Source organism: Duganella guangzhouensis (genome assembly GCF_009674535.1).
In the GTDB taxonomy this organism is placed as follows: domain Bacteria; phylum Pseudomonadota; class Gammaproteobacteria; order Burkholderiales; family Burkholderiaceae_D; genus Rugamonas; species Rugamonas guangzhouensis.
Window position 1 is genome coordinate 19172 of sequence record NZ_WKJK01000017.1, and the last position, 21817, is coordinate 40988.

The window sequence follows — 21817 nt, forward strand, 5'->3', positions numbered from 1 at the left end:
ATTATTTTTAACTTTGGTGGAATTTCGGTTAACCACAATGGTTGAACTTTCCGGTGCGCGCTAAGATGCGCGACATTTCTTAAAAGGAACCCCCATGAGTCAGACCAATAATCAGAACACGGCGGCGGACGCCAAGCGCGGACGCTTCTCCCGACGTCGGTTTATCGGCGCGACCGTCGGCGCCGCCGCCGTGTGGGGTGGCTACTCGGCGTTCTTTGGCGGCCAATTCCGCGCCGACAAGGCCGACCGCAAGGTCGATGTGCTGCTGATCGGCGGCGGCATCATGAGCGCGACGCTGGGTGTTTATCTGTCTGAACTTGAACCGAGCTGGACCTTCGAAGTGTTCGAGCGTCTGGACAAAGTGGCGGAAGAGAGCTCCAACGGCTGGAACAACGCCGGCACCGGCCACTCGGCATTGTGCGAACTGAACTACACGCCAATGGACGACAAGGGCAAGGTGCAGATCTCGAAGGCGGTGGAGATCAACGAGAATTTCCAGATCTCGCGCCAGTTCTGGTCGCATCAGGTGCGCAAGGGCGTGCTGGGCAATCCGCGCGAATTCATCAATTCGACGCCGCACATGAATCTGGTGTTTGGTGAAGAAAACCGCACCTTTATTAAGAAGCGCATCGAGGCGCTGAAGGCATCGCCGCTGTTCGCCGGCATGGAAATGACCACCGATCCGGTCAAGATCAAAGAGTGGATTCCGATCATGATGGAAGGCCGTAAAGCCGACGAGGTGGTGACCGCCACCCGCTCGCCGCTGGGCACCGACGTCAATCTGGGCGCGATCACCCGCCAGTTTTACCAGCACCTCGGCAACCACGCCGGTGTGAAGATTTCGACCGGCCACGAAGTGCGCTCGATCACCCGCAACGACGATGGATCGTGGCGTGTGTCGGCGTTCGACATCAAGGACAAATCCAAAGTGCAGACGGTGGACGCGGGCCACATCTTCATCGGTGCCGGCGGCGCGGCGTTGCCGCTGCTGCAGTTGTCGGGCATCCCGGAGGCCAAGCAGTATGGCGGCTTCCCGGTCGGCGGCGAGTTCCTGGTGACCGAGAATCCGGCCATTACCGCGCGCCACCTGGCCAAGGTATATGGCTTGGCCGATACCGGCTCGCCGCCGATGTCGGTGCCGCATCTGGACACCCGCGTGCTGGATGGCAAAACCGTGATTCTGTTCGGCCCGTTTGCGACCTGGTCCAGCAAGTTCCTCAAGAATGGCTCGTACTTCGATATGGCGAAGGCGAGCACGCCGTCCAACATCGTGCCGCAACTGCAGGTCGGCATGCATGAATTCGCGCTGGTCAAATACCTGGCGCAGCAGCTGGAGCTGTCCAAAGAAGAAAAAATGGCGGCACTGCGCCGTTACATGCCGGAAGCCAAAGACGAAGACTGGCGTCTGTGGCAGGCCGGCCAACGGGTGCAGATCATCAAGAACGTGCCGGGCCAGGGCGGTGTCCTGAAGCTGGGCACCGAAGTGGTGGTGTCGGCGGACCGTTCGGTGTCGGCCTTGCTGGGCGCGTCGCCGGGCGGCTCCACCTCGCCGGCGATCATGCTGTCGCTGCTGGAAAAAGCCTTCCCGGATCAGATGAAAACGCCGGCCTGGCACGACAAGATTCGCGAGATCGTGCCGTCCTATGGGCAAAAGCTGAACGAGAATCCGCAGCTGCTGGCGACCGAATGGGCCACCACCGCCGAAACCCTGCAGCTGGCGATTGCCTCGCCTGCACTGGAAGGTTACAGCGCCGGCGTCCAGCCCGCAGACAAGCCGGGGCTGGTGAAGAAAGTGCCGGATATCGCGCTGTAACGACTGGGGCGGCCGTATCCACGGCCGCGCGGCGATTATTTGCCGCTATCTTTCTGGTTGGTGAATTCGTCGAACTCGACGTTGTAGACTTCGTTGCCGACTTTTTCTACCTTGCGCACGTACACCGTTTGCACAATGTCGCGCGTGGCCGGATCGATTGCGATCGGTCCGCGTGGGCTGTTGAGTTTGATGGTCTTCAGAATCTCCATCGCCTTGTCGCCATCGATCTTGCCGTTCAGCTTGCGTGCCACCTCGTAGATGGCCGCCATGCCGTCATAGGCGCCGACCGCCATGAAGTTGGGCCGGCCGCCGTTCGGATTGGTGGCGGCAAAACTCTTCAGGAAGGCCGCATTCTCGGGCGACTTGTGGGCCGCCGAATAGTGGAAGGTGGTGATCACGCCGAGAGTGGCGTCGCCCATCGCCGGCAGCACGTGGTCGTCGGTGAGGTCGCCGGTGGCGATGATCTTGATGCCGGCTTCGGCCAAGCCGCGTTCACGATAACCTTTCATGAACGCGATGCTTTGCTCGCCCGCCGGCACGAAGATGAACACCGCGTCCGGTTTGGCATCCTTGATGCGCTGGATGTAGGGGGCGAAATCGGGATTGCGCAACGGCACCCGGATCGCCTCGGCGACGGTGCCGCCGCCCTTGGTCAGCTCATTCTTGAAGGCGGCTTCGGCGTCGATGCCCGGACCGTAGTCGGCCACCAGCGTGACCACTTTCTTGATCTTGTTTTTGACCGCCCAGGTCGCCATGGGCGCCGAGATTTGCGGCAGCGTCATGGAAAAGCGCGCGATGTAGTTGGACTTGGTGGTGATCACCGAGGTCGCCGCGTTCATGATGATCATCGGCTTTTTGGCTTGTTCGGCGATCGGCGCGACCGCCAGCGCTTCCGGCGTCAGGCCAAAACCGGCCAGGAAATCGACCTTGTCGCGCACCACCAGTTCCTGCGCCAGCCGCTTGGCGATTTCCGGCGCCGGGCCGGTACTGTCCTTAATGATGATCTGAATCTTCTTGCCAGCCACGCTGTCGCCGTGCTGCGCCATATAGGCTTTGATGCCACCTTCCATTTGTTTACCGTAATCGGCGAAGGGGCCGGAAAAGGGGGCGATCACGCCGACCTTGATGGTGTCCTGGGCCCAGCCGGCGGATGCGGCAATGGCCAGCGTGGCGTAAATAGTGAATCTGGCGAGGCGTTTCATGATCATGTCGGTCTCCTGTCGTTGGTGTTTTATGGGACAGCACTTACGCGGACCATGGTATCCAAACCGGGTTCGATTAACAACATGTTGTGCGATGATCGGCCACTATTAAATGACGGTTGATATCAGATTGGCTGATGGCAAGGATAAAATTATAGGATTGGATTTATTTCTGCGTCGGCTACACCATAGCGTTCATGCTAATCAATATCAGGAGTAAGACATGAACGCAATCATCTGGCCAGAGGGCTATGTCCCGGGCTACACCGAAAACTACGTCTCAAATGAAGTCATCGTGGCTGGCCTGAGCGCCGCCGACATCTGGCCGTTGCTGAGCGTGCCATCTCGCTGGCCGGCCTATTACGCCAACTCGGCCAATGTCCGTTTCTATGACGGCAAGGGGCCGGAACTGGCCGAAGGCGACCGCTTCTACTTCGAAACCTTCGGCTTCCCGGTCGAAGCGCAATGCAATGAGTATGTGCCGCCGGTGGCCGGTCAGCCTGGCCGCGTGGCCTGGCATGGCTGGGCCGGCGAAGAGGGCGCCGATGATCGTCTGGACGTGCACCACGCCTGGCTGGTGGAGGATCTGGACGGCGGCCGCGTGCGCATCCTGACCCAGGAAACGCAAAAGGGCAAGCCAGCCGCCGCGCTGGCCGCCACCAAGCCGAATCCGATGATCAACGGCCACCAGGATTGGCTGGACGGTCTGGTGTCGGCGGCGCGGCGCAATTAGCGAATAGCAGTTCGCGCAACCAGCGATGCGCCGGGTTGCGGTGGGTGCGCTCGTGCCAGGCCGCGACTTTGGTGAAGCCCGCCACGTCGATCGGCGGCTTGAATACCGCCAGCCCCGGCATGCCTGCCACCAGCCGGCTCGGCAGGATCGCCACCATGTCGCTGGCACGCAGGATGTCGGGCAGGATCAGGAAGCTCTTGACCGACAAGGTCACTTCTCGCCACTTGCCCAGTTTGGCCAGCGCCTCGTCGGTCACGCCGCGAAAGCTGCCGCCGCTATAGGACACCAGCGCGTGATCCAGTTCACACAGCTGATTGACGGTCAGGCGCTTGCGTCCCTGCAGCGCAGGATGGCCTTCGCGCAGCACGCACACATAGTGTTCCTCAAACAGATTGCGGGCGTGCAGATCGGGCGGCGTGCTGTCCGGCGTCACCAGCGCCAGATCGATGTCGCCGCGCTCCAGCTGCGCTTGCACCTGCTTGTCCTCTATCGGCACCAGCGCGATCTGGATGTGCGGCGCCTGCCGCTTGAGCGCGGACAGGAAGGGCACGGCGATGGCGCGCAAAGCGTAATCGGTGGCGGCGATAGTGAAGCTCAGCCTGGCGTTGGCCGGATCGAAGGCCGAAGGCTGGTGCAGCGCGCCGATCTGGCTGATGATTTGCTTCAGCGGCGCCGCCAGTTCCAGCGCGCGCTGGGTCGGCACGATGCCGCGCTGGGCGCGCACAAACAGTGGATCGTCAAAATTCTCGCGCAATCGGGTCAGCATGCCGCTCATCGCTGGCTGGGTCACGCCCAGGCGGGTGGCGGCGCGGGTGACGTTGCATTCGTCCAGCAATGCCTCCAGCGCTTTCAGCAGATTGAAGTCGAGTGCCTTGATGTTTTTCATTGCTTCCCCATGCGTTGCGACAGGTAGTCGATGGCGCGTTGCGCGCGCGCCGACAGCGGCCATTCGGCGCGGTGAATCAACCACAGCGTGTCGACGATGCCAGTGTCGCACTGGATCACGCGCAGTGCTTCCTGGCGCGCAAAGGCCTGGCGCGCAAAACGTGGAATCACCGTGAAGCCGAGGCCGCGCGCCACCGGTTCCAGGATCAGGCCGATCTGGTTGCTGAAGCCGCTACACGGCATATGGCGCATGCCGGGCGCGTCCGGGAAGCTGCGGCTCAGCAGCCGGGTCGCCATCGCTTGGCCGTCAGGATGGTCGATGAAGCCGAGCGCGACCAGGTCGTCCCAGTCGTGCAGATCGCGCTCGGCCGGCAGCACCAGTTCCAGCGGCTCTTCCGCGAAGCGCTGCGCCGTCAACCGGCTGTCGTCGGGGCGCAGGGTTACCAGGCCCAGTTCGTAGCGATTGTCCAGCACCGCCGTCAGCACTTCGGCGTCGGGCGCAAAGCGGTGCCGCACCACCAGTTCCGGGTTGGCGCTTTGCAGCTCCAGCAGCCAGGGATACAGGCACAGGCCGATGCTGCCGGGCGTGATCAGCGAGATTTCGCCGCCGCCGTCCTCATCCTGGCGCAGGCGTTGACGCAGGCGGCGCTCGGCGTGATCGGCGTCGCGGCAGTAGTCGAGCAGGGCGGCGCCGGCCGGCGTCAGTTCGATCTTGCGCGGGCGGCGGATCAGCAGCGGTCCCAGCTCGTCTTCCAGTTGGCGCAAATGCTGGCTCACCGCCGCCTGCGTCAGGTCGAGACGGGCGCCGGTGCGGGTGAAACTGCCTTCCTCGGCCAGGATGGCAAAGGTGCGCAGCCAGTGGGGATTGAGCATGGTGGTATAAGCAGAATTTATCAAAGCAATAAAGTGTAGCTTATTTTATTTATCGCTGGCGGTCCATAGAATAGCTGGATTACGCTCCCAGAAAGGAAAATGATGTCACCTTACCCACGCAATTTTTCCCACATCGGCCTGTCGGTGACCGACCTCGATGGGGCGGTTAAATTTTATACCGAGGTACTGGGCTGGTATCTGATCATGCCGCCAACCACCATCACCGAGGACGACAGCGCCATCGGCGTCATGTGCACCGACGTGTTCGGCGCCGGCTGGGGTTCGTTCCGCATCGCCCATTTGTCGACCGGCGACCGCGTCGGCGTGGAGATTTTCGAATTCCGCAATGCGGAACGTCCGGCCGACAATTTCCAGTACTGGAAAACCGGCGTGTTCCACTTCTGCGTGCAGGACCCGGACGTTGAAGGCCTGGCCGCCAAAATTGTCGCCGCAGGCGGCAAGCAGCGCATGCCGGTACGCGAATACTTCCCTGGCGAAAAGCCGTACCGGATGGTGTATATGGAAGACCCGTTTGGCAACATTCTCGAAATCTACAGCCACAGCTACGAGCTGACCTATTCGGCGGGCGCCTATGCTTGAGCAGACCAGTTACCGCGCCTGGACCTGGCAAAAGGGCGGCGAGACCGGTGATTTGCGCCTGGAGCAACTGCCGCTGCCGCAGCCGGGCGCCGGCCAGGTTCTGGTGCGCAACCATGTGATCGGCTTGAATCCGGTCGACTGGAAAGTGCTGGGCGAAATGGGCGATGCCTGGCAGCCCGGCCACGTGCCCGGCGTCGATGGCGCCGGCGTGGTGGTGGCGCTGGGGCAGGGCGTGCCGGCGCATTGGCTGGGCCGTCGCGTTGCCTATCATCAGAATCTGCGCCGTCACGGCAGCTTTGCCGAATTCACCGCGCTTGACGCGCGCGCCCTGATGCAACTGCCGGACGCGCTGGACTTTGCCACCGCCGCCTCCTTCCCTTGCCCGGCCCTCACCGCATGGCAAGCGGTGGCCAAGTTGCCGCACATCGAAGGCGGACGCCTGCTGATCAACGGCGCCGGCGGCGCGGTCGGCAACTATCTGGTACAGCTTGCCGTGCGCGATGGCTGGCAGGTCAGTACAATATCGCATCAGCGCCACTGGCCTCGGTTGTGGATGCTGGGCGCCACCGATTGCAGCAGCGGTCCGGCGGCGGCTTCCGCTGAACCGGAAGTGCCGATGGTGGCCAGCTTTGACGCCGTGGTCGATTGCGTCGGGGCCGATCAGGCCGAGCGGCTGGCGCCGCTGTTGCTGGCCAATGGCCACCTGGTCTGCATCCAGGGCCGGATTGCGCAGTGGCCGTGCACTCCGTTCGGGCGCACCTTGTCATTGCACGAGGTGGCGCTGGGCGCGCTGCATGTGCACGGCGCCGACCGCGCCTGGCAAGAGCTGACCGCCGCCGGCGAGCAGATGCTGCAATCGATCGCGGCCGGCCAGATGCAGCCGGAGCCGCATCAGCTGCACGATTTCAGTGTGCTGCCGCAGACGCTGGAAGCGCTTAAGCACCGCAGTTTCTCGGGCAAGCCGCTGATTCAGCTGAGCTGGTAGTCCCGTAATTTTTACCGATGGAGTTTCAATGTCCTTGCTGTTCAGTCCTTACCAGTTAAAAGATGTCACCCTGCGCAACCGCATCGCGGTGCCGCCGATGTGCCAATACAGCGCGGTTGACGGCATGGTCAACGAATGGCATCTGGCGCATTACGCCAGCATCGCGCGCGGTGGCGCCGGGCTGGTGATCGTCGAGGCCACCGGCGTTTCGCCCGAAGGCCGCATCACGCCGGGCTGCACCGGCTTGTGGAACGATGCCCAGGCCGAGGGCATGGCGCAGGTGGCCGCCGTCATCAGGCATGCGGGCGCGGTGCCCGGCATCCAGATCGGCCATGCCGGCCGCAAGGCCAGCGCCAACAAGCCGTGGGAGGGCGACGACCATATTCCAGCCAGTGATGCGCGCGGCTGGGAAACCCTGTCGCCGTCGGCGCTGGCGTTTGGCGGTGGCCTGTCACGCATGCCACGCGCGCTGACGCTGGACGACATCGCCCGCATTCAGCGCGATTTCGTCGCCGCCGCCGTGCGCGCGCGTGACGCCGGCTTCGAATGGCTGGAACTGCACTTCGCCCACGGCTATCTGGCGCAAAGCTTCTTCTCGGTGCACGCCAACCAGCGCACCGACCAATATGGCGGCGACGTTGTCAATCGTGGCCGCTTCCTGCTGGAGACGCTGGCGGCGGTACGCGCGGTATGGCCGGAACGCTTGCCGCTGACGGCCCGCTTCGGCGTCATCGAGTTTGACGGCCGCGACGAGGAAACCTTGGCTGAAGCCATCGGCCTGACCCGGCAGATGCGCGCCGGCGGCCTCGATATGCTGGGCGTCAGCATGGGCTTCTCGACGCCGGAGGCGTCGGTGCCGTGGGCGCCGGCCTTGCTGGCGCCGATTGCCGGCCGGGTGCGCAAGGAGGCCGATATTCCGGTCTCGACCGCGTGGGGCATAGCCGAACCGGCGCTGGCCGAACGCACGCTGGCGGACGGCCAGCTGGATCTGGTGATGATCGGCCGCGCCCATCTGGCCAATCCGCATTTCCCGTATGACGCCGCGCTGGCGCTGGGCGAGGCCAAACCGGCACGCGTGCTGCCGCCGCCGTATGCGCACTGGCTGGGCCGCTATAAAGGCCCGGACGCCACCGTGGCGCAGTCCTGAGCATGCCCGCGATGAGCAACGCCACGCGCGACTTCGATGCGACCCGCCTGCGCTGGGTGACCTGGCTGGTGACCGGGGCGATGTTTATGGAAATCCTCGACGGCGCCATCATCGGCCCGGCGCTGCCGGCCATGGCGCGCGCGTTCGGGGTGACGCCGCTGGAACTCAACATCGGCATCAGCGCCTATTTGCTGGCGGTCGGTATCTTCATCCCGGCCAGCGGCTGGATCGCGGACCGCTACGGCACGCGCCGGGTGTTCATGGGCGCGATCGCGCTGTTCACTGTCAGCTCGGCGCTGTGCGCCATGGTGCACACGCTGCCGTCGTTTGTGGCGGTGCGCATCGTGCAGGGCTTCAGCGGCGCGCTGATGGTGCCGGTGGGGCGCCTGGTCATCCTGCGCAAGATGCCGCAGGAACGGCTGATGGCGGCGATGTCGGCGCTGGTATGGCCGGCGCTGGTGGCACCGGTGCTGGGGCCGCCGCTGGGCGGCTTCATCGCCCAGCACATCGGCTGGCACTGGATCTTCCTGATGAATGTGCCGCTGGGCGTGCTGGCGCTGTTTGCCGCCTGGCGTCTGGTGCCGGACGTGCGCGGCGACCAGCGCACCCGCTTCGACTGGCCCGGCTTCCTGCTGTGCGGCGCCGGCACCTTCACCCTGCTCAGCGGGCTGGAGCGGCTGGCGGGACAAGTCGATGCCGTCAATCTGCTGCTGTGCGGCGGCGGGTTGGTGCTGCTGACCGCCGCTTTCCGCCATTTCGGCCGCGCCAGCGAGCCGATGCTGGCGCTGACATCCTTGAGCGTGCCCACCTTCCGCATCACCGTGTTCGGTGGCACGATGGCGCGGATGGCGATCGGCGCCGCGCCGTTTTTGCTGGTGCTGATGTTCCAGGTCGGCTTTGGCCACGACGCCACCACCTCCGGCCTGCTGGTGCTGGCGCTATTCGCCGGCAACCTGCTGATGAAAACCATCACCACCCAGATTCTGCGGGTGTTCGGTTATCGCCGCGTCTTGCTGGGCAATGGCGCGTTGTGCGCGGCCAGTCTGGTGGCTTGTGCCGCGCTCAACGTCGACACGCCGCTGTGGTTGACGGTGCTGGTGCTGCTGTTTGCCGGCATGACGCGCTCGATGCAGTTCACCGCGCTCGGCACCATCGGCTTTGCCGACATTCCCAAACAGGATATGGCGCACGCCAATGGCTTGTCCAACACCATCAGCCAGCTCGGCATGGCGGCCGGCATCACGCTGGCGGCGATGTCGGTTCGGGTGGCGCACACCGTGCTGGACGGCCCGGCCGCGAACGATTACCGGATCGCGTTCCTGGTGCTGGCGCTGGCGGTCGTGGCCAGCCTGGTCGGCATCGCCCGCCTGCCGCGCGACGCCGGCAACCACTTCATCGACCGAGGCAAGCGCGGCCGCTAATTCAACGGCGTTGATTCTGGCGGTAGAGCCAGGGATGGCGGTGCATGGGCTGCATCGCGATCAGTTTAAGAATGGCGACGGTGATGCGGGCCAGGTGGCGCGGAACAGTATGCATGGGTTCTCCCGGTTGAACGACTCTAGCGTTGAAGAGCAATTCCGATGCCCGCGCCATGCATCCGGTTTGAGCGTCAGCTGCACACATGTGGTGCTCGGTTGCACCATGGAGGTGCCAATCAGGCGCGCGCAGCCCCGAAAAAGCTGGCACAGGTTTTGCTGCACTGATAAGCAACGAGAGGTGGGCCGACGTCAGTTGCGCACATCTTGAGATGGTGGCTAGGGTTCCGGCTGTGTACACACAGCGCTGGTCCGAGAGCCGCCGGTTCTAGCCGCTACGCGGCGGGAGCTACACGGAGGGATAAAAGCCCGGGAGAACGATTACGCCAGTGATCGCTCGCCTCCCGTTTTGTCCAACCTAACGGAGCTCCTACATGCGCATCTTCCAATTGCACCGCATTCTTCGTCGTTCGCTGCTCACGCTGGCAGCCTGCAGTTTTGCTCTGGGCGCGACCGCGCCGGCCCGCGCCGAAATCAAGGTCGGCCTGTCCGACTGGCCGGGCTGGGTGGCCTGGTATGTGGCGGAACAGCAGGGCTACTTCAAAAAGAACGGCGCCGACGTCAAGCTGGTCTGGTTCGGTAATTACACCGATTCGGTGGCGGCGCTGTCGGCCGGCCGCCTGGACGCCAACTCGCAAACCTGGTCGGACACCATGGCGCCGCTGGCCAAGAAGGTCGATCTGAAAGCGGTTCTGGTCAACGACAATTCGGCCGGCAACGACGCGCTGATGGTGTCGCCGAAAATCCATTCCTTCGCTGAACTCAAGGGCAAGCGCATCGCGCTGGAGCAGTACAGCATCTCGCACTTCGTGCTGGCCACCGCGCTGGCAAAGAACGGCATGTCGATCAAGGATGTCAACGTGGTCAACCTGTCGGCTGGCGATGCGGCGGCAGCCTTCATGGCGGGCCGCGTCGATGCCGCCGTGGTGTGGAATCCGTGGGTGAGCAAGATCGAAACCAGCGGCAAGGGCCGCGCGCTATTCACCTCGCGCGACATGCCGGGCCTGATTCCGGACCTGCTGGTCGCCAACGGCAAATCGCTGCGCGACAAGAACAAGCGCCAGGAACTGGTTGGCATGATACGCGCGTGGTTCGAGGCCGAAGCCTATATCCGCAGCCATCCCGATGATGCGGTCAAAGTCATGTCGAAAGTGGTGGGCCTGAAGCCGGCCGAATACAAGGTGTTCCTGCCGGGTACCCGCTTCTTCGGCGCCGCTGAAAATACCACCGCCTTCGCGCCGTCCTCGCCGGAGTCGCTGCTGGCATCCGCACCAGTGATCTACCGCTTCCTCAGCGAGAACAAGCTGATCGCCGGTACGGTGGATTACAGCGCCGGCCTGGATAGCTCGCTGCTGCAAGACGCGCTGAAAAAATGAAGCCGATGCAGAACGACCTTTCCGCTCTGCCCAAGCGGGTGCGCAACCGGCGCTCGCCATGGGCGGTGCACGGCGAGCTGGATGGACGCGCGCGGCTGCTGCTGGCCTGCGTTGGCTTCGGCGTGCCGTTCGCGCTCTGGCTGCTGATCTCCCTCGAAGGCTGGGCCGATCCGGTGTTCCTACCGCCGCCATGGCAGGTGGCCGCGCAGGTACTGGACTGGTACCGCGAGGGCGATCTGACCACCGACATCCTGGTCAGCATCAGCCGCGTGCTGGGTGGTTTCCTGCTGTCGGCGGCGATCGCGCTGCCGCTCGGCGTGGTGATCGCCACCTGCGCACCGGTGCGCGCGTTGCTGGAACCGCTGACGGAGTTCTCGCGTTATCTGCCGGCGGTGGCCTTCATCCCGCTGATCATGCTGTGGGTCGGCATTGAGGAAAGCGCGAAGATCACCGTGATCTGGGTTGGCGTGTTCTTCCAGATGGTGCTGATGATCGCCGAGGATGTGATCCGTGTGCCGGCCGCGCCGGTGGAGGCGGCGCGCACCATGGGCGCCACCAACGAGGAAATCATCCGCCATGTGCTGATACCGGCGGCGCGACCGGCCATGCTGACTACGCTGCGTTCCACCATGTGCCTGGCGTGGACCTATCTGGTGGTGGCGGAGCTGGTGGCGGCGAATTCCGGCCTGGGCTTCTCGATTCTGAAGGCGCAGCGCTTCCTGCAGACTGACCGCATCTTCACCGGCATTCTGCTGATCGGCCTGATCGGGCTGTTGACCGATCAGGCATTCCGCTGGCTGCACCGGCGCTGCTTCCCCTGGTATCACCTGAGAGGATAAGTCATGACACCCAAGATTTCTGTATGCGGCCTGTATAAATATTACGGCCGCAGGGGAGCGCGCACCCTGGCGCTTCAGCATGTGGACCTGGATATCGCCCCCGGCGAGTTCGTGACGCTGGTCGGCGCCTCCGGCTGCGGCAAGTCGACGCTGCTGCGCACCATCGCCGGCCTGGAGGAATACGAGGACGGTACCATCCGCTGCAACGACAAGGACGTTGATGGTCCCGGACCGGATCGCGCCATGGTGTTTCAGAGCTATAGCCTGTATCCGTGGCTGACGGTCAGCGCCAATATCCGCTTCTGTCGCCGCCTGGCTCACCAGCGCGCGCAGACCAGCAGCGAGATCGAAATCGCCAGCGGCCGCGCCGATGCGCTGATCGATCTGATGGGACTGCGCCATGTGGCCGATGCCTATCCGGCCGAACTATCCGGCGGCATGCAGCAGCGCGTGGCGATCGCCCGCGCGCTGATGTCGCGCCCCGACGTGCTGTTGATGGATGAACCGTTTGGCGCGCTGGATGCGCAAACCCGCGAAGTGATGCACGACCTGATACGCCATGTGTATCAGCTGGAGAAAACGACGGTGGTGTTTGTCACCCACGACGTGGAAGAGGCGATCTATCTCGGCCAGCGCGTGGTGGTGATGGCGCCGCATCCCGGCCGCATCGATTCCGTGCTGGAGGTGCCGTTTGGTGCCGAGCGCGATCAGGATCTGAAGCTGGCGCCGGAATTCCTGCAACTGAAGCGCCAGATCCTGCAGCGCATCCGCGAAACCTCCGGCGTGCGCACCGACCTTGAACAACTTGAAAAACTGACCCGTACCGCATCCGCAGAAAGGAATGCATCATGATCGCATTCGATAACGAAACCGCCGCCCAAGCCGCCTTGCTGGCGCCAGACCTGGATCCCGCCCGCGTGCTGTGGACCGAACGCTTTCCCGGTGGCGCGCACTGGTCGTACCGCGCGCGGCGCGGCACCACGCTGCGCTTCATCGATGTCGATGGCGGCGCCAACGCGTCGGTGCTGCTGTACCGCGCCGACGAGCGTCACGAGCGCCTGAATATTCCGGATACGCTGAAAGCCCAGCACACCGCGCATCTGAGCGCAGGCCATGTGCTGTATTCCGACATGGGCCGCATCCTGGCCTCGGTCAGCCGCGATACGGTTGGCTGGCACGACCCGTTGTGCGGCGTATCGGACGCCGCCATGGTGCAGCAGCGTTATGGCAGCCATCGTTATCAGGAACACCGCAACGCCATGCACCGCAACGGCAAGGACAGTCTGCTGGTCGAAATGGGCAAGTGGGGACTGGGCCTGCGCGATTTTGTGCCGGGCGTGAACCTGTTTTCCAAGGTGATGGTGAACAGCGACGGTGCGCTGCGTTTCGTGCCGGGTCATTCGCGTGCTGGCGCTTTGGTGGAGCTGCGTTGCGAGATGGACGTGCTGGTGCTGATCTCAACCGCGCCGCATCCGCTCGATCCACGCGCCGATTACGCGCCGGGCAAAGTCGCGCTGGTGGCCTGGGATTCCGGCACCGCCGGCGCCGACGACATTTGCCGCCTGTCCTGCGCTGAAAACGGCCGCGGCTTCCAGAACACTGAAATCATCTATCGCTAAGGAGACATCATGCAAACGCTCAGCGAAAGCAAGCTTGACGCGGCTCACGCCTTGTCCGACACCTATCTGCCGGCCGGCGAACCGTGGCTGCACAAACTGAAACGCGGCCAGACCATGCGCATCGTCGACCTGGAAGGCAATCAGGCGGTGGACACGATTTTCTACAACGCCGATGACAACGAGGAAAGCTACAGCGTCACCGACACGCTGCTGCGCCAGGGCGGCATCTATCTGTCCACTGGCTCGGTGCTGTATTCGAATCGTGGCCGCGCCATGCTGACCATCGTGGCCGATACCTGCGGCCGTCACGACACGCTGGGCGGCGCCTGCGCGGCCGAGAGCAACACCGTTCGTTACGCGCATCAGAAAAAATTCATGCATAGCTGCCGTGACAACTATCTGCTGGCGATGGCGCACGCTGATATCGGCTTGGGTAAGCGCGATCTGGTGCCGAACGTGAACTTCTTCATGAACGTGCCGGTGACGGAGGAGGGCAAGCTGACCTTCGAAGACGGCCTGTCCGCGCCGGGTAAATACGTCGAGCTGCGCGCCGAGATGGATGTCTGGGTGTTGGTTTCCAACTGCCCGCAGCTGAACAACCCCTGCAACGCCTACAACCCAACCCCGGTCCGCTTCGTGATCTGGGACGCTGTCTGAGGACTACCATGTTTGAGAAAATACTGATCGCAAATCGTGGCGAGATCGCCTGCCGTGTGATCCGCACCGCGCGCAAACTGGGCATCCGTACCGTGGCCATTTATTCGGAAGCGGACGTGGAGTCGCTGCATGTGCGCCTGGCCGACGAAGCGGTGTGCGTTGGCCCCGCCGCCGCAGCCGAAAGCTATCTGGCCGCCGACAAGGTACTGGATGCGGCGCGCCGCACCGGCGCCCAGGCGATCCACCCCGGCTATGGCTTCATGAGCGAGAACGCCGCCTTTGCCGAGGCTTGCGCGGCCGAGGGCATCGTTTTCATCGGCCCGACGCCGCATCAGATGCGCGCTTTCGGCTTGAAGCACACCGCGCGCGAACTGGCGCAACAGGCCGACGTGCCGCTGCTGCCGGGCACCGGTCTGCTGGATAGCGTGGACGAGGCGCTGGTGGCGGCGGAGCGCATTGGCTTCCCGGTGATGTTGAAGAGCACCGCCGGCGGCGGCGGCATCGGCATGCGCTTGTGCCATGACGCGAACGACCTGACATCGGCCTACGCGTCGGTGCGCCATCTGTCCGAGAATAACTTCAAGAACAGTGGCATCTATCTGGAGAAGTTCGTTCAGCGCGCGCGTCACGTTGAGGTACAGATTTTCGGCGATGGCAAGGGCGACGTGGTATCGCTGGGCGAGCGCGATTGCTCGGTACAACGCCGTAACCAGAAGGTGATTGAAGAGACGCCGGCACCGGGACTGGCTGAAAGCACGCGTCAGGCATTGGCCGCCACCGCCGTCCGGCTGGGGAAATCGATAGCCTATCTGTCGGCCGGCACGGTGGAATATGTGCTGGATGCCGACACCGGCGCGTTCTACTTCCTGGAAGTGAACACGCGCCTGCAGGTGGAGCATGGCGTGACCGAAGAAGTGTTCGGCGTCGATCTGGTGGAGTGGATGATACGCGCCGCCGCCGGCGAGTTCGCGCTGCCGGCGCAAGCCGCGCTGGTGCCGGCAGGTCACGCCATGCAGCTACGCGTTTACGCCGAAGACCCGGCGCGCAATTTCCAGCCCTCGTCCGGCGTGCTGACGGCGGTGGACTTCGTGCCTGGCCTGCGGGTCGATACGTGGATCGAACGCGGCATCACCGTCAGCCCTTACTACGATCCGTTGCTGGCCAAGCTGATTGTGAAGACCGATAGCCGCGAGGCTTCAGTCGCGCAGTTGGTCAGCGCCTTGCAGCACAGCCGCATCGACGGCATCGAAACCAATTTGTCTTATCTGGCGCGCATCCTGGCGTATGGCGAATTCACCGCCGGTCGCCAGATCACGCAGATGCTCGCCTCCATGGACTTCACGCCGGATACGGTGGAAGTGCTGGATGGCGGCATTCAGACCACGGTGCAGGATTATCCCGGCCGCATGGGGCTGTGGGCGGTCGGCATTCCGCCATCGGGTCCGATGGATTCGTACGCGCACCGCGTCGCCAATCACCTGCTGGGCAACGACGGCGCCGCCGCCACGCTGGAGATGACCTTGCAGGGTGCGGTCCTGCGCTTCAATACCGCTTGCACGGTGGCGCTGGCGGGCGCCGATCTGGGCGCGTTTGTCAGCACCCCGACCGAACGGCGCGATCTCGCCAACTGGGCAGTGCACCACATCGGCGCCGGTGAAATTCTGCGCTTCACCGGTGTGCGCGGTGCCGGCGTGCGGGCTTACGTGGCGTTTGCCGGCGGACTGGATGTGCCGCAGTATCTGGGCAGCCGCGCCACCTTCACGCTTGGTCAGTTCGGCGGCCACGGTGGCCGTGCGGTGCGCGCTGGCGATATCCTGAAACTGAAACCCCAGGCGGCGCTTGCACGCGCCTTGCCTGCGACGGCGGTGCCGGCCTATAGCCATCAATGGGAAATCGCGGTGCATTACGGCCCGCACGGCGCGCCGGACTTCTTCCGCGACGACGACATCGCCATGTTCTTCGGTACCGACTGGCAGGTGCACTTCAACTCCAGCCGTACCGGCGTGCGTCTGGTCGGGCCGAAGCCGCAATGGGCACGTACCGATGGCGGCGAGGCAGGCCTGCATCCGTCCAACATCCACGACAATGCCTACGCCATCGGTTCGATCGACTTCACGGGCGACATGCCGGTGATCCTGGGGCCGGATGGGCCTAGCCTGGGCGGCTTTGTGTGTCCGGCGGTGATCGTGTCGGCGGATTTGTGGAAAATGGGCCAGCTCAAGCCCGGCGACACCGTGCGCTTTATCCGCGTGTCGGTGGACGAGGCGGCGGCGTTGCGCGTCGCGCAGGAGGAGGTGTTCGCAGATACTGCGACCGCGCGCCCAGTCTGGACGCCACCGCGCTCTGCGGCCGGTGACGCGCAGTCGGCCATCGCCGGCACCGCGCGTCTCGCGGACGGCACGCCGGCCGTGTTCCGCCGTGCCGGTGATGACTATCTGCTGGTGGAATTCGGCGAGCAGGTACTGGACATCAATCTGCGCTTCCGCATCCACGCGTTGATGGTGGCACTGGAGCAGGCGCAGATGGCTGGCGTGGTCGATCTGACGCCGGGTATCCGCTCACTGCAAGTGCACTTCGATCACCGCAAGCTGCCGGTCGCCGCGCTAATGGACCGCATCGCCTCGCTGGTCGCCACCCAGGGCGCGGTGGAGGACATGGTGGTGCCATCGCGGATCGTGCATTTGCCGCTGGCCTGGAATGATACCCAGACCCGCCTGGCGATCCAGAAGTACGAAACCACCGTGCGGCCTGGCGCGCCCTGGTGCCCGAGCAATATCGAATTCATCCAGCGCATCAATGGGCTGGACAGCGTGCAGGATGTCTACGACGTGGTGTTCAACGCCAGCTACATGGTACTGGGCTTGGGCGATGTCTATCTGGGGGCGCCGGTCGCCACGCCGGTCGATCCACGTCACCGCCTGGTGACCACCAAGTACAACCCGGCACGCACCTGGACGCCGGAAAACGCGGTCGGCATCGGTGGCGCCTATCTGTGCGTGTACGGCATGGAAGGGCCGGGCGGCTATCAGTTCGTCGGCCGCACGGTGCAGATGTGGAACCGCTATCGCCAGACCGCCAGCTTCCGCGACAACAAGCCATGGCTGCTGCGTTTCTTCGATCAGATCCGCTTCTATGAAGTCAGCGAAGAGCAGTTGCTGGAGCATCGGCGCGATTTCCCGCTGGGCCGTTTCGATGTTCGTATTGAGGAAACCACTTTCTCGCTGGCCGACTACAACGCTTTCCTGCGCCGCGAGGCGGATTCGATTACGGCCTTTAAGAGCCGCCAGCAGGCCGCGTTTGAAGCGGAGCGCGAGCGCTGGCGCGTTAGCGGCCAGGCCGATTGGAGCGCCGAGGAAGCCGGCGGTACCGATGGCGGCGAGGCCGAACTGCCACCGGGTAGCCAGTACGTGTCAGCGGTGGTGCCGGGCAGTGTATGGCAGATCGTCGCCGCCGCCGGCACGCAGGTGCGCGAGGGCGACACGCTGGCGATTCTGGAATCGATGAAGATGGAAATCGCGCTGAAGGCGAGCAGCGACGGCACGGTAACGGAGTGGCTGGTAGGCGAGGGCAAGGCGGTGGCCGCCGGCCAGCATGTAGCGATATTCAAAACCCTTTGAGAGAGCGAACCATGAAAATGAAAGCAATGACCGTAGCAAGCGTAGTGTGTCTGTCCCTGGCTGGCGCGGCGCGCGCGGATGACGCGACCCTCACCGGTCACGTTGATTTGGTCAGCAAGTACATCCTGCGTGGTATCAGCAGCACCTATGGCCCAAGCAAGCCGGGTGTCGGCAACGCGAACGCGGATGCACCGGAATCCGAACACCCTGCGCTGCAATGGGGTGCGGATTGGACGCATCCGGATGGCTTCTATGCCGGTTACTGGGCTTCGCAGATCAACTACTCGTATCGTCAGCTGGGCAAGTCCTATTCGGACCGCAGCATTACCGACTTCCAGCGCGATAAATCGGTCGAAAACGATTTTTACGGCGGCTACAACGGCAAGGCGGGCGAGGTAGGCTACACGGTCGGCTTCACCGGTTACTACTATCTGAACAGCAAATACTCGAATGCGCTGGAGACCAAGCTGGGACTGAGCTACGGTCCGTTCAGCGCGGCCGCGCAGACGCTGTTGAAGGACGTCGTCTGGGGCAACAAGGGCGACACCTACTGGACGCTGAACTACAGCCAGCCGTTGCCTGCCGATATCACGCTGACCGCGTCGCTGGGCTTCTATAGCTACAAGAAGCAGGGCCAGTTCCTCGGCAGTACCGACACCTACACCGGCGCCGCCTGCGCGGCCGGCAGCAGCTTTGTCGTCAACGGCTGCTTTAGCGGCGGCGCGCCGAAATCGTCCGGCTTCCGTCATCTGATCGTCGGCATCACCCAGCCGATCGGCAGCAGTGGCTTTACCTGGGGACTGCAAGGCTTGATCGGCGGCGACAACCGCTTTGGCGTATCGCAGGACAGCCGTGTCACCGGCACGATCAGCTATGGCTTCTAAGGAGAGCATGATGGAACTGGCGACTTTACAAGCAGCTTATCGCGATGGCAGCCTGACGCCCTCGCAATGCGTGCAGCAGGTGTTGGACCGCATCGCCTCTAGCGGGCGCGATGAAATCTGGATCAGCCGGGTGGACGAGGCGGCGCTGCACGACACCGCGCGCGAGCTGGATCGCCTGCTGACGGAAGAGGGGCACGGCGTGCTGGCGCGCCTGCCGCTGTTTGGCGTGCCGTTTGCGGTCAAGGATAATATCGATGTTGCAGGCATGCCGACTACGGCGGCCTGTCCCGCCTTCGCTTATACGCCGCAGCGCTCCGCAACGGTGGTGGAACGCTTGCAGGCGGCCGGCGCGATCCTGATCGGCAAAACCAATCTGGACCAGTTCGCGACTGGACTGGTGGGCACCCGCTCGCCGTATGGCCCGGTGCGCAATGCCATCGATCCTGAATATGTGTCCGGCGGTTCCAGCGCCGGTTCCGCCGTGGCGGTGGCGCTGGGACTGGTCGGCTTCTCGCTGGGCACCGACACCGCCGGCTCCGGCCGCGTACCGGCGGGGCTGAACAACATCGTCGGCCTGAAGCCGACACCTGGTCTGCTCAGTACTCGTGGCGTGGTGCCTGCTTGCCGCACACTGGACTGCGTGTCGATTTTCGCGCGCACGGTGGCGGACAGCTGGCAGGTGAGCCAGGTCGCCGCTGGCTACGACCGGGAAGATCCATACTCGCGCCAGATCACCATGCGCGGTCCACAGCGGCGCGGCTATCGCATCGCGATTCCGGCGCAGCTGGAATTCTTTGGCGACGCCGCCGCCGAACAAGCGTTTGCCGCCATGCTGGCCAGCCTGCGCGAGCGCGCCGATTGCAGCATCGACGTCATCGACTACGCGCCATTCCGCGATGCCGCCTCGCTGCTGTACCAGGGGCCGTGGGTGGCCGAGCGCCTGGAGGCCGCCGGCCCGCTGCTGGCCGCGCAACCGGACGCGGTGCATCCGGTGGTGGCCGGCATTGTCCGGCAGGGCACAGACTATAGCGCGCTGGATGCGTTCAAAGGCCAGTACAAGCTGGCCGCGCTCAAGCGCGCCGCCGAGGAAGCGCTGGCCGGCTATGACTTCCTGCTGGTGCCAACCACGCCGACCATGCCGCGCATGGAGGCGGTGCTGGAGCAGCCGGTGCTGCTGAATTCCCAGCTTGGCTACTACACCAATTTCGTCAACTTCTTCGGCATGGCGGCGCTGGCGGTGCCGGGCCGGCAGCGCAGCGATGGTCTGCCGGCCGGCGTCACGCTGATCGGTGCTGGTGGCGCCGACCACGCGCTGGCCGCCGCCGCGCAGGCGCTGTTCGAAGCCGCTGCCGCAGCGCCGGTGGCATCCGCGCCGCTGGCGTTCAACGAACCGACGGTGCAACTGGCGGTGGTGGGCGCGCATCTGGAAGGCCAGCCGCTGAACTGGCAACTGGTGGAGCGTGGAGCGCGCAAGCTGATCGCCACGCAAACGGCGCCGCAGTATCGCCTGTACGCACTGCGTAACACCACGCCACCCAAGCCTGGCCTGGCGCGCGTGACGGAGCAGGGCGCGGCAATCGAGATCGAAGTGTGGGAACTGCCACTGCGCCGCTTTGGCGAATTTGTCGCGGAGATTCCGCAGCCCTTGGGCATCGGTTCGCTGGAGCTGGCGGATGGCCGCTGGGTCAAAGGCTTCATCTGCGAGCCGGCGGCGATTGCCGATGCCGAGGACATCACGCCATTCGGCGGCTGGCGTGCCTATCTCAAACGCGGATAAGGAGCGAGGAATGTCTGCACAACCGTTGGTATTTCATCGCCCGCTGTCGCCGCAACCGATAGGCGAGTGGAGCGTGGAGGCGGTGGCGGCCTTGTTCGCGCTGCCGTTTCCCGATCTGATGGCGCGCGCGCAGGAGGCTCATCGCGCGCATTTTCATTCGCTGCAGGTGGAGCTGGCGACGCTGCTGTCGATCAAAACTGGCGGTTGCGAGGAAGATTGCGGTTACTGTCCGCAGGCGGCGCGTTACGACACCGGCGTTGAAGCGAAGAAGATCCTGGACGTGGACGCCGTGATCGCCGCCGCCAAAAGTGCCAAGGCCAACGGCGCCACGCGCTTCTGCATGGGCGCGGCCTGGCGCAGTCCCAAGGAGCGTGATCTGGAGAAGGTTGAGCGCATGGTGCGCGAGGTGAAGGCGTTGGGGCTGGAGGCGTGCGCCACGCTCGGCATGCTGGAGCAGGGACAGGCCGAGCGTCTGCGCGACGCGGGGCTGGACTACTACAACCACAATCTCGACACCGCGCCCGAATTCTACAACCACGTTATCTCGACCCGCGATTACCAGGATCGTCTGGACACGCTGGATCACGTGCGTGATGCGGGCATGAAGGTGTGCTGCGGCGGCATCGTCGGCATGGGTGAAACGCGCCTGCAGCGTGCGGGCCTGATCGCGCAACTGGCCAATCTGGAGCCGTATCCGGAATCGGTGCCGATCAACCATCTGGTGCAGGTGAAGGGCACGCCGCTACATGACGTCGAGCCGCTCGATCCATTTGAGTTTGTCCGCACAGTGGCGGTGGCGCGCATCACCATGCCGACCGCACGCTGCTGGCCCGGCTCGGCATGCACATCGCGGTGAGGACCGATGCTCAGTTATCTGGATAGTAGTTCGATGTACGCCATGTAGCCGTAGTTGCGGTTCTTTCGTTGTCCACTCATCTCTTGCACGATACCCAGATCGGCAAGTGATTTCACGGCGGCGTTGGCTGTGGGGTAGCTGGTATCTAGTCGCCGCTTGACTTGGTCGACTGTAAATCGTGGCATCACCGGCAGCGATTCAAACAAGCGGTAGGCGATCGCTCCGGCTGTGGGCGAAGCCAGTAGCCTGCGGCGATCATGGGCGATCAGTGTCGCGAGTTCGACGACCGTGTGCTCGGCCTGAATGGCGGCGCTCACGACACCGTCCAGGAAGAAGCCTATCCAGGCTTCCCAGTCGCCGGCATTACGTGTGCCGGACAGCAAACGATATCAGGGCGACATTGACCAGTGGCGGCAGGT

18 protein-coding genes, 1 pseudogene and 1 riboswitch are annotated in these 21817 nt (G+C 63.9%); of the genes and pseudogenes, 15 read left to right on the plus strand and 4 right to left on the minus strand.

Annotation, left to right across the window (positions count from 1 at the left end; translation table 11 throughout):
• Positions 1-94 precede the first annotated feature (94 nt).
• Positions 95-1813: a malate dehydrogenase (quinone) gene (gene mqo, locus GJ699_RS26020; RefSeq protein ID WP_154381881.1), complete on the plus strand. Its 1719-nt coding sequence runs from the start codon at positions 95-97 to the stop codon at positions 1811-1813.
• A 35-nt stretch (positions 1814-1848) separates the two neighbouring features.
• Here mqo and GJ699_RS26025 read toward each other — a convergent pair whose 3' ends face one another.
• On the minus strand, positions 1849-3021 hold the full coding sequence (locus tag GJ699_RS26025; protein WP_154381883.1) for an ABC transporter substrate-binding protein: 1173 nt from the start codon (positions 3019-3021) through the stop codon (positions 1849-1851).
• Between the two features lie 217 nt (positions 3022-3238).
• Between GJ699_RS26025 and GJ699_RS26030 the strand changes: the two genes are divergently transcribed.
• The gene (locus GJ699_RS26030) at positions 3239-3748 is read left to right on the plus strand and encodes an SRPBCC family protein (protein WP_154381885.1); all 510 of its coding nucleotides are present in this window, start codon (positions 3239-3241) and stop codon (positions 3746-3748) included.
• Here GJ699_RS26030 and GJ699_RS26035 read toward each other — a convergent pair.
• A complete protein-coding gene (locus GJ699_RS26035) occupies positions 3693-4634 on the minus strand; it encodes a LysR family transcriptional regulator (protein WP_154381887.1) in 942 nt (313 codons plus the stop codon). The genes GJ699_RS26030 and GJ699_RS26035 overlap by 56 nt on opposite strands.
• Complete coding sequence (locus tag GJ699_RS26040) at positions 4631-5506, minus strand: LysR family transcriptional regulator (RefSeq protein ID WP_154381889.1); 876 nt, start codon at positions 5504-5506, stop codon at positions 4631-4633. Before GJ699_RS26040 ends, GJ699_RS26035 begins: the two co-directional genes overlap by 4 nt.
• 99 nt (positions 5507-5605) lie before the next feature.
• Between GJ699_RS26040 and GJ699_RS26045 the strand changes: the two genes are divergently transcribed.
• The 13 genes and pseudogenes from GJ699_RS26045 to bioB form a co-directional block, all read left to right on the plus strand.
• Positions 5606-6106, plus strand: coding sequence for a lactoylglutathione lyase family protein (locus GJ699_RS26045; protein WP_154381891.1), 501 nt, complete (start codon positions 5606-5608; stop codon positions 6104-6106).
• The gene (locus GJ699_RS26050) at positions 6099-7091 is read left to right on the plus strand and encodes a zinc-binding dehydrogenase (RefSeq protein WP_154381893.1); all 993 of its coding nucleotides are present in this window, start codon (positions 6099-6101) and stop codon (positions 7089-7091) included. The genes GJ699_RS26045 and GJ699_RS26050 overlap by 8 nt, the downstream gene beginning before the upstream one ends.
• A gap of 28 nt (positions 7092-7119) precedes the next feature.
• Positions 7120-8238: an NADH:flavin oxidoreductase/NADH oxidase gene (locus GJ699_RS26055; protein ID WP_154381895.1), complete on the plus strand. Its 1119-nt coding sequence runs from the start codon at positions 7120-7122 to the stop codon at positions 8236-8238.
• A 2-nt stretch (positions 8239-8240) separates the two neighbouring features.
• A complete protein-coding gene (locus GJ699_RS26060; protein ID WP_229262299.1) occupies positions 8241-9659 on the plus strand; it encodes an MFS transporter in 1419 nt (472 codons plus the stop codon).
• 322 nt (positions 9660-9981) lie between these two features.
• Positions 9982-10091, plus strand: a riboswitch (guanidine-I (ykkC/yxkD leader).
• 56 nt (positions 10092-10147) lie between these two features.
• The gene (locus tag GJ699_RS26065; RefSeq protein ID WP_154381897.1) at positions 10148-11149 is read left to right on the plus strand and encodes an ABC transporter substrate-binding protein; all 1002 of its coding nucleotides are present in this window, start codon (positions 10148-10150) and stop codon (positions 11147-11149) included.
• Between the two features lie 5 nt (positions 11150-11154).
• Entirely contained in the window at positions 11155-11988 is an 834-nt protein-coding gene (locus GJ699_RS26070) for an ABC transporter permease (RefSeq protein WP_195763653.1), read from the plus strand.
• A gap of 3 nt (positions 11989-11991) precedes the next feature.
• The gene (locus tag GJ699_RS26075) at positions 11992-12840 is read left to right on the plus strand and encodes an ABC transporter ATP-binding protein (protein WP_154381901.1); all 849 of its coding nucleotides are present in this window, start codon (positions 11992-11994) and stop codon (positions 12838-12840) included.
• Entirely contained in the window at positions 12837-13607 is a 771-nt protein-coding gene (locus tag GJ699_RS26080) for an urea amidolyase associated protein UAAP1 (protein ID WP_154381903.1), read from the plus strand. Before GJ699_RS26075 ends, GJ699_RS26080 begins: the two co-directional genes overlap by 4 nt.
• Before the next feature lie 9 nt (positions 13608-13616).
• A complete protein-coding gene (locus tag GJ699_RS26085) occupies positions 13617-14264 on the plus strand; it encodes an urea amidolyase associated protein UAAP2 (protein WP_154381905.1) in 648 nt (215 codons plus the stop codon).
• Between the two features lie 8 nt (positions 14265-14272).
• Positions 14273-17881: an urea carboxylase gene (uca, locus tag GJ699_RS26090; RefSeq protein ID WP_154381907.1), complete on the plus strand. Its 3609-nt coding sequence runs from the start codon at positions 14273-14275 to the stop codon at positions 17879-17881.
• 11 nt (positions 17882-17892) lie between these two features.
• Positions 17893-18765 carry a TorF family putative porin gene (locus tag GJ699_RS26095; RefSeq protein WP_154381909.1) on the plus strand — a complete coding sequence of 291 codons (873 nt, stop codon included), beginning with the start codon at positions 17893-17895 and terminating at the stop codon, positions 18763-18765.
• Positions 18755-20542 (plus strand): allophanate hydrolase, encoded by a 1788-nt coding sequence (gene atzF / locus GJ699_RS26100; RefSeq protein ID WP_195763654.1) that lies wholly within the window; start codon positions 18755-18757, stop codon positions 20540-20542. Before GJ699_RS26095 ends, atzF begins: the two co-directional genes overlap by 11 nt.
• 10 nt (positions 20543-20552) lie before the next feature.
• Positions 20553-21365: pseudogene (gene bioB, locus GJ699_RS26105) on the plus strand (biotin synthase BioB); the annotation flags it as partial.
• A gap of 47 nt (positions 21366-21412) precedes the next feature.
• On the opposite strand, the gene GJ699_RS34730 reads toward bioB, so the two are convergent.
• Positions 21413-21781 (minus strand): Fic family protein, encoded by a 369-nt coding sequence (locus tag GJ699_RS34730; protein WP_229262300.1) that lies wholly within the window; start codon positions 21779-21781, stop codon positions 21413-21415.
• Positions 21782-21817 lie beyond the last annotated feature (36 nt).